Here is a 14,066-nt window from a genome sequence, read left to right on the forward strand (position 1 = left end):
AGCTAATGGGTGTCCTTGACGGCGGTGACAGAATTAATGGGATGATGCAGGGCTAGTTCAATTCCCAGCAGTTGAGCCACGATCGCCAAAACCTGATCGGCGCGATCGAGGTCGAAGCTTTCACTTGAAGTTGATGTAGTAAGGTTGGCTGAGCTACCACTTCTGCCTTGCCGCACTTGCTCGCCCATTTGCCGCCGCTCTGGAGCTGAAAAGGTCGAAAAGGTACGACGGAGCAATGGCAAAACCGTTGTGAAATGCTCGGTCGATAGCGTGCTAATCCACTCATCTAAAACCTGCCACAAGGTTGGGTTATGAAGTAACAGCAAACCGCTGCCTTGCAATAACCCTTCTACCCAGGCCGCAGATTGGGCAGGTTCATTGGTGCTGGAAAGGGCAAGACCAAGACGCTGAGCAGTTTCCTCGGCACTGAAAGCCCCAGACTCTAAGAGCAAGCGACAGCAACGTCCCGCTAACAAACCATGTAAGCCTCGCTGATCGGCTAGTTGAGTTAAGACTGCTTGCCAGTCCGCGAGATGTTCTGGCTTTTGCAATAGGGTCACGACTCGATGCATCTCTAGGAGCAAGTTGTACAAAGTCGCAGCCGCTTCATCATTGAGCGAGGCACAAGCCACGGGTAAACCAATACAAACGCGCGTGATCAGGCCATCCACTACAGGGCCAACAATGCCTGTGTCAATTTGACGAACGTTGCCATAGCGCAGCACATTGGCTAGGGGAGGAAGGGCAGCCATGAGATGAGCGACATCACTGGCGATCGCAGCTTCAGCTCGCAGCCGTACCATTAAGTGGTGAATCGCCTCTGGTAGGTTCGCTAACAGAGTTTTGTCAATCAGCCGGGTTAACGCGGGCAAGTCAGCAGACCGATTGGCAGCATCACAGACAAAGGCGATCGCGGCTGCTTCAATCGTGTTGCCCCAAATCCCCGCCTCAATCAGGGCGATCGCAAACTCTGGTTGCCACTGCAAGCGCCACAATTCATGGAAGGTACCTTTGCTACCAGAATTTTTCTGAGGTTTACCCCAACCGATGCCGAACAAACTGAGCCGATGCAGGAGATGCGATCGCTCTAGATCCGTGGGCTTCCGCAAATCTAAATCTAGCGCTTGCTCGGTAGCATCAACTTTCAGCCGCAAGCGCTTCTGTTGTCGTAACAAGTCTTGCTGCAAAGGCACCATTGGCGTTTCGTCGGGCACCTCCCCCAAGCGTTCGCCAACGATCAGCTTGTCATGGATTAGCTTCATTGGTAGCGCATCCCCAAAGCAAAGCACGGTCTGGGTAGCTTCGTTTAGTTCCATGAGGCTAGGTAGAGCGCGATCGCGTAAAGCTGCCAGAGCTTCAGCTAAGCGCACAGCCTCAATTACACTGGCAGAGGAAGCATCGAGATCTTGTTGCCGCAACAGACGAGCGACGCAGGTCATCCAACTGATGGTGATTTGAGCGGCGGAAGTGGAGTTTGGTTTGTCGGGAGTACCTGCTTGCCAAAGGTGATGATACCAGCCGGGGGATTCAATGCCTGCGCCATAGCCGCTGCTCATGGCTAGTCGTCCATAGGTCCAGGGAACCCAGGTGGTTTGAACTTTGGTTTTAGGTAGTCCTTTAAGGGTCGCAGTATCCGCTTTTGCGTTTGACAACTCGGCTAAGGCGGGAGCGTGCCAAGCCCCACAAACGACTGCAATCCGCTCTTTGCCCTCTTTCTGTGCAGCCCGGATTGTTTGACGCATGTAAGCTTCTCGCTTAGCTTCCCGCTCAACTTGGAGCGGATGGCGTTGAGCGAGGTCAGAACTGTAAGCTAGATCAGCCTCGACTTCGGCACGGAGAACCGTCATCACCTCTAGAATCGCCGCAAAGAGATCGGTGCTGTCTTGGCGGTGTTCTACCATGTGTTCCCACCAGCGCTCACCATCACTATAGCCCGCAGCCTGAGCTAGCCAGGTGAGAGGATCGGAGATCACAGCCTGACTCGGGTTTGAGGGAGAAAGAGGGCGATCGCCTTCGGGTTGCAGATCTATTACTGGGTCAGGGGTTGGCTCCTCTGGTTCGGTGGTGGCAATGTTCTCTTTTTCGTCACTAGTTTCTGGTTCCCTAGGAGGTTCTTCCAGCGGGCTTACCCCTAGCTGATGCATTTGCGGTAAGTCCATGAAGCGGACAGGAATCTGGTGTTTCAGGCCATAGTGCAGGGCTTGCCATTCGGGAGAAAAGACGGCAAATGGGTAATAAACCGCCTGCTGTGGTTGATCTGGGGCATAGATTAGCAGGGCAACCGGAGGCTTCATGTCTGCCTGAACCAACAGAGGCAAAACATCATCCGCATCAGGAGGCCCCTCGACCAAAATCACATCCGGTTCTAGGGTGTGCAGCGCTTGCAACAGGCTCCGGGCAGAACCGGGGCCATGATGCCGAATGCCGAAAATATGAACATTAGAACTTGGCGACATAACTCAAGGGGGTCAGTTTTTCTGGAGATCTCAAGCAGCGATCGCGCTACATCACTTCTCGGCTAGCGCGGTAGAGATCTTTCCACCCCTCTCTTTCTTTCACCACTGTCTCCAGATATTCCTTCCAGACCACCTGATCCTGCACTGGGTCTTTAATCACAGCTCCAACCAGACCTGCCATGAGATCGCTAGCGTTTAAGCTGCCGTCTCCAAAATGGGCGGACAACGCCATGCCGCTGCTGACAACGGAGATGGCTTCCGCCGTGCTCAGAGTGCCTGTGGGAGATTTCAGTTTGGTCTTGCCATCGCTAGTCACGCCATTGCGTAACTCTCGAAAAATAGTGACAACTCGGCGAATTTCTTCGAGGGCGGGCGGTTCGGCGGGTAACTCCAAGGCGCGGCCTAAGCTAGTCACCCGACGCTGCACAATATTAACCTCGTCCTCGGCGCTATCTGGAACGGGCAGAATCACGGTGTTAAAGCGACGCTTCAAAGCACTAGAGAGTTCATTCACACCGCGATCGCGATTGTTAGCCGTGGCAATTACGTTAAATCCCTTGGTTGCCTGTGCTTCGGTATTCAGTTCTGGGATGGGTAGCGTCTTTTCCGAAAGAATCGTAATCAGCGTATCTTGCACATCTGAGGGAATCCGGGTTAGTTCTTCAACTCTGGCAATCTGCCCTATCTCCATCGCGCGCATCATGGGGCTAGGAACCAAGGCTTGCATGGAGGGGCCTTCGGCTAGCAGTCGTGCATAGTTCCAGCCGTAGCGAATCGCTTCTTCACTGGTTCCCGCTGTACCTTGAATCAAGAGCGTTGAGTCACCTGCGATCGCGGCAGATAGATGCTCGGAAACCCAAGATTTTGCCGTTCCTGGAACCCCATAAAGGAGCAGAGCGCGATCGGTGGTCAAGGTGGCCACCGCAATTTCAATCACACGACGATTGCCGATGTACTTGGGAGACACCTCAAACCCGTTATCGAGGATGCCGCCTAGTAGATAGGTAGAGACAGCCCAGGGAGAGAGCTTCCAGTTGGGGGGACGCTGGCGCGTATCTTGTTTGGCGAGTTCATCCAGTTCATGGGCGAACTGATGCTCGGCGTGCTCTCGCAATAAGGTGGTCTGTGCCGAAGCGATCGCGGGACTGGCTTCGACCGTTGCGGCTTTTTTCGAGATGCGGGTTTTGGTAGTTTGCTTGCTGTCTGTCATGGTTTCACTCCGATTGCTGGGTAAGGGCCTGTAACATGTCTTGCCGGAACTGAAGCAGCGCTAAGAATTTCTCAATTTCTCTAGACCAACAACCTTGATCAGTGCTAGCAACCCAGTTGCTACGATTCTCAATAGCTGCGGCTAAGGGGACGGCTTCGGCCAACAAAGAGGGAGATATCCAAAGGGCAAATTCTTTCAAAGCCTCTAGCAGGTGCCATAAGGGTTGTGCTTCCAAGACAGTGATGTATTGATAGAGCGCGTCCAGCACCGCTCGGCCTAGTTGGATACTCCAGGCTGAGCGCATTTGATATAACAGTCGCAATGCTACTGAATCTTCTATCCCTTTGAGCTGCAAGTGATTGAGCGCCAACGCTTCTTGCTCAGCTTGAGGTAAAAGCGCCATGAGCTGTTGTAAGTCTTCATCCTGGAGATAAGCCGTATCTTGGGTTGTCGCTAGGTAGACTTCTAGTAGCGCAGGCACCCAAGTCGGCGATCGCTGGCGGATAGTTGCTCGCTTCCAGCCGCTCCAAAAGACAGGCATCCATTCACCCTGTTCAGCAGCTTGCACCAAAGCTTCTGGAGTGCATGGGGTTTGAGTCCAAACGCTTAAGGGAGTGGCCGCTACAATCTGCAACAGCCACCAGGCTTTTTCACCCATCGAGTAGTTATAGGGTACTTTTGGCTCAATTCCGTCTCGGAGCAGTTCAGGATCAAGCGCTTCAGGCAGGGTGACTTCTAGAGTCTGGTTTGACCCAATCTGGATGTAACGGTGGACTTGTTCTGTCATTCGTTGGCAGAGGCGGGAGTCGGGTAGTCTCGCCAACAGATCAGCGGCAACCCGACGCACATCCTTGCTGCGATCGCTCAACGCCAATTCTAGAAAAGGTTCATCTGCCAAGCTCAACTGGGTTGAAAAAGTTTCCAGAAAGGCTGCTTTTTCGGCGGCAGTTTCTTGTTTCCAAGTGGCTGCTAGGGCATTGCGGGTGCGTTCTGGATCTTGCGATCGCCAGCGACTCAGCAAAGCTTTTCGAGCAGCCCGATTGCCCGTCTCCCAACTTGTATCCTCCTCAGTCCCCGTAACAAAATTCCAATCTGGGTTTTGCGCTGCTAACCATTGCCCTCGCTTGCCAAGAACAGGAGCAATTGCGGTTTGTAAATCAGTTTTGCGCTGGCCCAAATCCAGCAAAGCAGGCAAATTAGATTCTGGTACCCGCTGCCCTACCGCCGCTACTGCCGCTAACCACTCTGGTAAAACCTTGGCGTACTCTCCGCTCAGCATCAGGCTCAGGTGATGACCCGATTGAGGACTACACCGAGGTAGGTCGTCTAAGTCGCAAGCCGTGGGTAAAGGCTGACGCGCGATCGCGGGCAATTGCCCCACCTGTTGATGCAAAGAGACAGTCGCCGCCGCGCTGAGTAGAGCCGCTTCCGGGTTGGCAGCATCTAAACGCGAGAGCAATTCACCCAGCAAGCCAGCCTCAGCAGGCGGAGTAAACGCTTGGCGCTCTGTGCCCAAAAGAGCCGCTGTTACAAGGGCTTCCCAAAGCGAAGTCATAGGGCACCACCCTTCAAAACATAGAATTTGTTTTCTGTCCAAACGCTGAGCGGCAGTAGCGTCTCTCCTTCCCATTCGGCAAACAGCGCTACCGGATGTCCTCCACTCAGGGCCAGCAATTGCCAGCTTCCAGAAAAGCGATCGCTAAGCTTGAGGAACCGCCCCTCGGAGTCCTGCACAAACCAATGGTTGCCTTCACAGACTGGAGTTACCGCTTGGAGCACAACTGGAAACCTCTCTAGCCAGGGATTGCAGCTCATTGCCTGAGCATAAACCTGCAAGGCGATCGCGATCGTTGGATAACCTGGCATCTCCTGCATCGGAGCTGGGGCATGGTGGCGAGTTTTGAGCAAGGCTCGGAGCGGATAAGCGCTAGGATAAAACACCAATTCTGCATCCAAAACCGTGCCCGCAATCAAGCTGGCATCCATCGGCTGATTCCCATGAGCAAAATCGAGCAATAGGGCGCTGTGTTGGCTTTCCTGCCCCCAAAGCCAACTCCGCCGAATTCGCAAACGGTCTTCTTCGGAGTGATATTGTCCTAAAATTAACCAATGGTCACGCAGCACCTCTTTTGAACCATCACGCCTTGGGTTTTGAAGTTCACTGGGTAGCTCTGTCGCGATCGCCTCTGCCAATAACTCGTCTTGAGTTTGGGTCCAGCCAATTAAACTGCGGATATCAGCCTGAGTTCCAGGAGGCAACGACTCCAAGCGCTGGAACCCTTCTAGCAGCAAGTGAAGTTTTCCTAAACGGCTCAGCAATCGTTCTGCCCACCCTGACCCCGAAGACGGAATGCTTGCCATTTCGCGCAGTTGTCGAGCCAATCCGGGCGCTTGGGCATCTACCAGCCGAGCTGCGGGCATGTCCCAAAACTGATAAGAATTTTGTTGCACCGTCGCTAACCCATGACGGGTTAGGTCATAAAGCCACAGTTGCAAATCTTGGATACCAGCCGTGACCTTAGCCGCGCGATCGCTAGCCCGCTTCGCTTGTGCAGCCACATCAATCGGTTTGGATTGCTCTTGTTTTTGTTTTTGCGTGCGCTTTTCTTGACGCTGTTGGCGAGAACTCAGCCACTCTTCAACCCAGAACGGCGGCGTGCCAACACTAAAGGCAGTGGATTGCTCGGCCCAGACCAGAAACAGCCCTAAGCCATGTTTACAAGGAAATTTACGGCTGGGGCAACTGCACTGAAACGCGGGTTCGCTCAAGTCAATCTGCGTTCGATAGGGATTTTTGCCACTGCCTTGACATTCTCCCCAAACTGCTAGCTCCGCTTGGCCCAACACAACCCATTTGCGAATGCTCGCTAAGCCTTTGCCGTTCTTAGCAGAACTCGCATCGGGGGCTAGGGCCAAGATTTGCTCAGCGGTCCAGGTCGCAGACATCAGCGGGATCTCCAACGCTTACCAAAATAGGTGAGGAAATAGGTGGCTCTGAAAAAGCTCCAAACGCTTAGAACACATCGGTTTTGTTAACACCAGATGGGTCAAACGCATAATTCTGATCAACAGTAAACCCAAATTGCTTCGCTCTCTACCAAAGGGCCTCCGCATCCTTTACTTCATTACTGTGGAATTCCTCGGCAAGCAGTAATGCCAACAGTTACAAAAATAAGAACGATCTCGACTTTATTCCTGTAACGAGTATTCCTTAGACGAGATAGCAACGTATTTCCTGTGTCTTCTGAGGGAGAAGGCTTTCTATACCACGTGGTATAGCTAGTGAATGCTGTTTTATGGTTTGTGCCTTATGCCTGCGATCGCCGCATCGGAGCTAGCGGATCTCGTGCGAGAAACGCGACAACGGCTAGCACTCTCCCAAGTCAAGTTTGCCGCGAAGCTAGGAGTTTCATTTCAGAGCGTCAATCGCTGGGAAAATGGGCGAACCAAGCCCTTACCCATCGCGTTGAAGCAGATTAAACAATTGCTGCATCAGATGGGTGAAACTGGCAAAGATTTGCTCGCCAAATACTTTTCAGAGTAAGGATGGAGACTGTATGACTGATAGCCTTCGTCGCTCTGTCGCTTCTAACAAGTATTTATCTCAAAACATCACTCAAAACACCACTCAGGACATCGCTGAAGCTAAACAGGTAGAGCCAACAATGGCACTAGGCCAAAGTCAGGATTTTGATCAGCAGATTCTTGAAAGTAGCGATGACTGCATCAAGGTACTGGATTTAGAGGGGCGAATTCTGTTCATGAGTCCGCGAGGGCAAGCGCTGCTTAGCATCCAGGACATTACGCCGTTTCTGAATACATCCTGGACTGAGTTCTGGCAAGGATCGACTCAGGCTGTGGCAATCCAGGCGATCACGAAGGCTAGAGCGGGTAAAGTTTGCACTTTTCAAGGATTTCGTCCAACGCTGAGCGGCGAGCCTAAGTGGTGGGATAACAAAATTAGCCCTATTCGGGGAGCAAGTGGGCAAGTTGAAAGGCTGTTGTGCATCTCGCGAGACATTAGCGATCGCGTACGCGCTGAAGACGAACGCCAGCAGGTGGAAAAAGCCTTGCGCGAATCGGAAGCAAAGTATCGATCGCTGTTTGAGTCGATTGATGAAGGCTTTTGCCTAATCGAAGTTTTGTTTGATGAAACCGGAAAAGCAGACGATTACCGTTTCCTGGAAGCTAACCCGCTGTTTGAGAAACACACGGGACTGGTGGATGCGATTGGCAAAACAATGCGCGAATTAGTCCCAGAGCATGACGCATACTGGTTTGAGATTTACGGCAAAATTGCGTTAACAGGTGTAGCGGTACGTTTTGAGAACTCTGCTGAGGCGCTGGGACGTTTTTTTGATATTTACGCCTTCCGGGTCGGTGAGCCGCACGAGCGCAAGGTGGCAGTTCTGTTCAATGACATCAGTGAACGCAAACGAGCAGAAGAAGTTTCACGGCGTGCTGCCGAGTTTGATGCCTTCCGGGTTGCTCTGACCGATACCCTACGCCCACTTGCTGACCCAGTGGAGGTTCAGGCTACAGCTAGCCGAGTGCTGGGTGAATATCTCGGTGCGAACCGCGTGGCCTACTTCGAGGTTTGCGGTGCTGATTACGTGGTTGAGCGTGACTACGTCAACGGTGCCGACGCGATCGCTGGTGGCTATCCCATTGATTCATTTGGACCCAAGCTGCTTGCGGCGTTCCGTGCGGGTCGTACGGTGTCCATGCCCAATGTGGCAACCGATCCCAACCTATCCCCAGCCCAACGGTCAGCCTACGCTGCGATCCAGATTGGAGCCTACATCGGCATACCGCTGGTCAAGGGTAACGAATTTGTGGCGGTACTAGCAGTCCACATGGCTGAACCACGAGACTGGACACCAGACGAAGTGGCTTTAGTAGAAGAAGTCGCCGAGCGGACTTGGGCAGCAGTCGATCGGGCCCGCACCGAAGCAGCCTTGCGCGACAGTGAAAACCGCTTCCGCATGGCGATCGAATCTGCCCAGTTAGGGACTTGGGACTGGGATCTGATCACTAATCAACTGCTTTGGGATGAAGGTTGCAAAGCCATGTTTGGCTTACCCCCAGAAGCAGAGAGCAGCATTGAGAGCTTTTTTGCAGGTCTACACCCTGATGATCGCGAACGACTAGAACAAGTAGTGCAACAAGCTTTGAACCCAGCCAGCGGCGGCAAGTATAGCGTAGAATATCGCACGATCGGGATTCAAGATGGGGTTGAACGGTGGATTACGGCAAAAGGACAAGTTTACTTTGACGCTACCGACCAGCCACAACGCTTTATTGGCACTGTACTCAACATCACTGAGCAAAAACATACTGAGGCAGAACGCGAACAACTCCTGACCCGTGAGCAAGCTGCCCGAGTCGAAGCCGATCGCGCGAATCGGCTCAAAGATGAGTTTTTGGCAGTACTCTCCCATGAATTGCGATCGCCCCTTAACCCCATTTTGGGCTGGTCAAGGCTCTTGCAGAACGGCAAGCTGGACGCAGCCAGAACCCAGCAGGCATTGAAGACCATCGAACGCAATGCCCAACTGCAATCGGAATTGATTGAAGATTTGCTCGATGTTTCCCGGATTCTCCAAGGCAAGCTCAACCTTGAAGTTAGCTCGATTAATCTGACCTTCATCATTCGAGCGGCGATGGAAACGGTACGGCTAGCAGCAGAAGCGAAGTCAATCCAAATTGAGAGCAGCCTTGAACCAGATGTGGGATTGGTTTCTGGAGATTCTACTCGGTTGCAGCAAGTGGTTTGGAATCTGCTCTCCAATGCGGTAAAGTTCACGCCAAACGGAGGGCAAGTCAGGATTCGGCTAGAGCGCTTAGACTCATACGCTTACATTACAGTCAGTGATACTGGACAGGGAATTGTCCCTGACTTCCTGCCCTATGTGTTTGACAGCTTTCGGCAGGCTGATGCCACTACAACACGAAAGTTTGGCGGGCTGGGATTAGGGTTAGCGATCGTGCGGCACTTGGTCGAACTACACGGAGGCACGGTCGGAGTCGAAAGCCCAGGAGTTGGCATGGGTGCTACCTTTACCGTCAGACTTCCACTGATGCCCACACAGGCGATCGCCACTCAGAACCGTCAGTCACCAGAATCTGACTACGATTTGCATGGGGTTCAGGTTTTGGTGGTGGATGATGAACCGGATTCGCGAGAATTCGTGGCCTTTGTGTTGAAGGAAGCTGGAGCCACTGTGCTGATCGCAACGACTGCTGCTGAAGCCTTGACTATGCTCATCCGCTTCAGGCCAAATGTACTGCTGAGTGACATCGGGATGCCAGATATGAATGGCTACATGCTGATGCAACAGGTAAGAGCCTTGTCGCCAGAGCAAGGTGGGCAAGTTGCAGCGATCGCCCTGACTGCTTACGCTGGAGACTTCAACCAGCAACAAGCGCTACAAGCTGGGTTTCAACAGCATGTCTCCAAACCAATCGAACCCAAAAAATTGATTGAAGTAATTTCTAGCTTGATTCAATCTACTTGATTCAATCTGTTTGAAGGCAGACTCCATTTCAGATTGTTAAACTACGACTGTCTAGAATAATCCCCTCAACCTGACCAGGAACCTTAATGCCCAGCCCCAGAGAACAATACGTTCGCTACTCGGACGATGTAGAAGTCAAACAACCCGACGAAGACAAGCTCATTCACGAAACCTTAGACTCGGTTAGCCGCATGGGGCAAAAGGTGTTTGACAAACATCGGCACGCTATGCGCGGTGCCCATGCCAAAGGACACGGTGGGCTCAAAGGGGAACTAACGATATATGACAACCTGCCTACACCGCTAGCGCAGGGCTTGTTCCGTGAACCGCGAACCTATCCTGTGATGATTCGCTTCTCGACCTCTCCCGGTGACATCATGCCCGATGGTATGTCTGCGTTTCGGGGTATGGCCATTAAGGTGATTGGCGTAGAAGGTTCTAAGTTATTTAGCTCTGAACCAGACGCACTGACCCAAGATTTTTTGATGATCAACCGCCCGGTTTTTCCATCGGGAAATGTCGCTCGCTACCTCAATGAGCAATTACTTCAAGAAAAGGTTGTGGTCCGAGCCCCTGAGGAGGCGCAACAACTTCTGACCACCGCCCTACGCACTGTGAATGCCGTCACCAAAAAGGTAGGAATAGACCTCTACCCGACTGCGTTGGGGATCACGGTGCCAGAAACCCACATTCTAGGAGAAACTTACTACACGACTGCTGCCTTGCGCTATGGAGACTATATTGCCAAAATTAGCGCTGTTCCCATCTCAGATAGTCTTCAGCCACTTATAGGTAAAACGGTCGAAACCAGTGATTCTTCAGTTTTGCGCGATCTGATTGTCGATTTCTTTCGTCAGCAACCTGCCGAGTATGAACTGCGTGCCCAGCTTTGCACCAATTTGGAGACGATGCCGATCGAAGATGCCTCGATTCCGTGGTCCGAGCAGGAAAGTCCCTATCAGGCGATCGCCAAGCTCACAATTCCGGTGCAGGAGGCATTTAGTCCCGCGCGGCGTGTTTATGTCGATGAAGTGCTATCGTTCAACGCCTGGCACTGCATTGCAGAGCATCGACCGCTTGGTTCAATCCAGCGAGTCCGGAGGCAGGTGTACGAAGCCTCCAGCCGATACCGTCATGAGATGAATCAGCAGCCGAAGGGTGAACCACGCAGCATTGAGGAAATGCCTGATTAGAAGGGTAGCGATAGAGAAGATGAATCCTAAAGCATTTAAATCCTTTACCCAGACACCATGAACTATTCTTTCCCCCCAGATCTTCAGCGATCGATTCAGCAAAGCTTGCAGGAAATTGCAGCACAGATGGGGAAATCGCTGAATGAGGTGGCAGCAGAACAGCTATATGAAGACGCTAATGCCCTGCTGAATCACGTTCCTCATGAACCCCTCACCTTGGCGCGGGTGGCAGGAACACTGCTAGTGTACCAAGGGCAAAATACAGAACCAGAAGAGTTAGAGTGGTTCAAATCTCAGGTGCAGCAATGCTCTAGTGATGAGGAGATTGAGGAGTTGATGGAGTCACTGCATCGGATTGATGCCCTGTAACAGAGGCCAACTGGATATACAGCTTTTCGCCAAAATGACTCAACACCTAACGAGACTTCTCACGGCGTGAGCTTCCTGGCAGGATTCACACTCTACCGAGGTTAAGTCCCAGCGTCAGCATACTCAACAATACAATCAAGCCAAGCGCTCGACGAAAGTAGTTAACTCCCTCAAACAGTTCCTGCCAGGCCCAAGTAAACAAAGCACCAAACGCGACTAAATCGAATGCGGTCTGAATTTTGCCACTAGGAAGCACGGATTGCAAGACAGTTGCTGTCAACCCAACCAAGAGCGGTAGATTGGGCATCTGAGCAATCACGATCTTGCCTTCACTGTCTCGAAAGGTGCGATCAAGCAATGTACTTTGCTTAGCCTCAAGTTTTTCTGGCTTACTGCTCAATTGAGATGACATGTGCCTTACCTGAAATACGACTGAAGCTCAATGTTATGGGTGTTCACATGGCAGTGCCTATATCGGGAGGTAGGTTACATTGCTCCCACAATTGCGGATTTAGCATCCTAGCTTAATCCACAATTTTAACGGCGGTGCCGAGCTGGACCCATTTCTGCTCAATCAACTGTTTCAAGGTATCGGGTGCCAAATGCACGCAACCACCAGAATTCGCCTGACCAATATTCTTAGGATTAGGAGTGCCATGCAGGGCGATCGAGAACCAGTAAGGCGTTGAGGCAAATGTGCTCATCTTAGGCCCTGTAATCGTGGTTTCTGAGGTGAGTCCGATATACCCGTCGCCATAGGCTTTGTCTGGGCTACCATTGCCATCAAAGTCAAGCCGACTCATGTTTTGGAATAGCTGGACCAAGCCTTGCGGTTGACTTACCAAGGGACGAAATTGGGGATTTTGAGCGAAACGCTGTACATTCTGGCTCGTGATTTGGTTGTAGGCAGATTTTTTGTAGAGAATTAGGTCTACTGTCATCTCACCCGTCGGCGTTACTAGGTCAGCCATGTCCTGTTTCTGCTTCAGGCCACCCTGCCCAATCCCGATCGGGGCTTCGTACAGGCGACCGCCCTGACTGTTGAGTACTTCCAGGCGCTTATCGCTGCGGTGAATCACGAGAGAATAGGTTGCTTTCTGTTTGTGACTGGCGACTGAAGAATTCTCAACCAACTCCATAGGCTGTTTTGTCGCTACAGCAGTGCTTGTTTCTGGACGCTGAGGTTGATCCGCTCTAGGGGCAGTGCAAGCAAAGAGTACTACTGGGAGGAGCAGCAAACTTCTAGAAAAGGCTTTAGAGGTTTTGCTCTCCCTGCTTTTGCTCTTTCTGCTAAATCCCTGGCTCAATAGTTGAGATAGTCCTGATCTCACAGTAGACATTGACATTTCTGACCTTTGATCCAGGAAGCGCTAACCAACGATATTTTTTAGTGAGTTGTTCTAATTTCCTACGTTACACCGTGGGGTAAAACAGGTTAAATCAGGGTCGATTTTGGCGCGCAACTAAATCATCCAATTCGCTTTGCATGTGGGCTCGTACTTGTTCGTAGCAGGCATCGACATAAGCGCGATCGCAGGCAGCGGCTCGTCCATAACGCTCAAAGACGACTGGCGCACAGACACGGGTTTGAATTGGCACTGGCAGAGGGAAGTTAGGCAACGGACCGATTCCCACTCCCCAAGGCAGCCCCAAGTAGATAGGAAATACTCCAGTGTTGCCATCCAGTCGCCAAGGAAATCCCCACTGATGAAATTGCTGCATCTGTTCATAAAAGTCGCCTAAAACCATCAGCGTTTCATGCGCCCCATGAGAAACCACAGGCACAATCGGCGCTGACTCTCGTAAGGCTAGCTTAATAAAGCCTCGGTGTCCTGCCAGGTGAATGCGATGGCGCAAGCTGTAGGGACGAAACATATCTTGGGCACCTCCCGGATAGACCAGTAGAGCCGCATCGGCTTGCAAGGCTGCGATCGCCATTTTCGGATGAGCCTGAATCGCTCCCACCTGTGCCCCTGGAACCGCAAAGATAGGAGTTTGCCAAGCGGTCGGATGCATCAAGGCATAGGCGGGACGCTCAGTGCCAAATCGCCGAAACCAATCGAGCATGACCATTGAGGTATCAGGCGATGCCAAGCCTCCATTATGAGAGCCGACAATTAACACCTTGCCACTAGCTGGCATGTGCTGCCATCCCTCGGTTTCCACCCGAAAATAGTAACGATAAAACCATTCCCAGATCGGCATCCAAGCTTTGATCGCTTCAGGATCGCGATCTTTCAAGGACCAACCGTCAAAGCGATGAAAACCCTGGCGATCGCGGACATCGCTACCGAGCCATGAAGTCATCTGTTGCCAGAAA

At 52.0% G+C, this 14,066-nt stretch carries 11 protein-coding genes; 4 read left to right on the top strand and 7 right to left on the bottom strand.

The genetic code is table 11. The features are described from left to right. Positions 1 to 2 precede the first annotated feature (2 nt). The 4 genes from H6F90_RS10395 to H6F90_RS10410 are packed head-to-tail and all read right to left on the bottom strand — an operon-like array spanning position 3 to position 6,612. Positions 3 to 2,456 carry a DUF5682 family protein gene (locus tag H6F90_RS10395; RefSeq protein WP_190552409.1) on the bottom strand — a complete coding sequence of 818 codons (2,454 nt, stop codon included), beginning with the start codon at positions 2,454 to 2,456 and terminating at the stop codon, positions 3 to 5. A 46-nt stretch (positions 2,457 to 2,502) separates the two neighbouring features. Next, positions 2,503 to 3,666: an AAA family ATPase gene (locus H6F90_RS10400; protein ID WP_190552410.1), complete on the bottom strand. Its 1,164-nt coding sequence runs from the start codon at positions 3,664 to 3,666 to the stop codon at positions 2,503 to 2,505. 4 nt (positions 3,667 to 3,670) lie between these two features. Next, positions 3,671 to 5,221 carry a DUF5691 domain-containing protein gene (locus tag H6F90_RS10405; RefSeq protein ID WP_190552411.1) on the bottom strand — a complete coding sequence of 517 codons (1,551 nt, stop codon included), beginning with the start codon at positions 5,219 to 5,221 and terminating at the stop codon, positions 3,671 to 3,673. Then, entirely contained in the window at positions 5,218 to 6,612 is a 1,395-nt protein-coding gene (locus H6F90_RS10410; protein ID WP_190552412.1) for an SWIM zinc finger family protein, read from the bottom strand. The genes H6F90_RS10405 and H6F90_RS10410 overlap by 4 nt, the downstream gene beginning before the upstream one ends. Before the next feature lie 364 nt (positions 6,613 to 6,976). On the opposite strand from H6F90_RS10410, the gene H6F90_RS10415 reads away from it, so the two are divergent. The 4 genes from H6F90_RS10415 to H6F90_RS10430 all read left to right on the top strand — a co-directional run bounded on the left by H6F90_RS10415 (position 6,977) and on the right by H6F90_RS10430 (position 11,746). Continuing rightward, a complete protein-coding gene (locus H6F90_RS10415) occupies positions 6,977 to 7,210 on the top strand; it encodes a DNA-binding transcriptional regulator (protein ID WP_190552413.1) in 234 nt (77 codons plus the stop codon). A gap of 13 nt (positions 7,211 to 7,223) precedes the next feature. Continuing rightward, a complete protein-coding gene (locus tag H6F90_RS10420; RefSeq protein ID WP_190552414.1) occupies positions 7,224 to 10,184 on the top strand; it encodes an ATP-binding protein in 2,961 nt (986 codons plus the stop codon). Between the two features lie 86 nt (positions 10,185 to 10,270). Continuing rightward, positions 10,271 to 11,377 carry a catalase family protein gene (locus H6F90_RS10425; protein WP_190552415.1) on the top strand — a complete coding sequence of 369 codons (1,107 nt, stop codon included), beginning with the start codon at positions 10,271 to 10,273 and terminating at the stop codon, positions 11,375 to 11,377. 57 nt (positions 11,378 to 11,434) lie between these two features. Beyond that, positions 11,435 to 11,746, top strand: coding sequence for a hypothetical protein (locus H6F90_RS10430; protein ID WP_190552416.1), 312 nt, complete (start codon positions 11,435 to 11,437; stop codon positions 11,744 to 11,746). A gap of 85 nt (positions 11,747 to 11,831) precedes the next feature. Here H6F90_RS10430 and H6F90_RS10435 read toward each other — a convergent pair whose 3' ends face one another. The 3 genes from H6F90_RS10435 to H6F90_RS10445 form a co-directional block, all read right to left on the bottom strand. Further along, positions 11,832 to 12,158, bottom strand: a complete 327-nt coding sequence (locus H6F90_RS10435) for a hypothetical protein (protein WP_190552417.1) — start codon at positions 12,156 to 12,158, stop codon at positions 11,832 to 11,834. A gap of 112 nt (positions 12,159 to 12,270) precedes the next feature. After that, the gene (locus tag H6F90_RS10440; protein ID WP_190552418.1) at positions 12,271 to 12,885 is read right to left on the bottom strand and encodes a L,D-transpeptidase; all 615 of its coding nucleotides are present in this window, start codon (positions 12,883 to 12,885) and stop codon (positions 12,271 to 12,273) included. A 301-nt stretch (positions 12,886 to 13,186) separates the two neighbouring features. After that, a complete protein-coding gene (locus H6F90_RS10445; protein WP_190552419.1) occupies positions 13,187 to 14,053 on the bottom strand; it encodes a glycerol acyltransferase in 867 nt (288 codons plus the stop codon). Between the last annotated feature and the right edge of the window lie 13 nt (positions 14,054 to 14,066).

Origin of the sequence: Trichocoleus sp. FACHB-591, assembly GCF_014695845.1 — a bacterium.
Taxonomy (GTDB): domain Bacteria; phylum Cyanobacteriota; class Cyanobacteriia; order FACHB-46; family FACHB-46; genus Trichocoleus.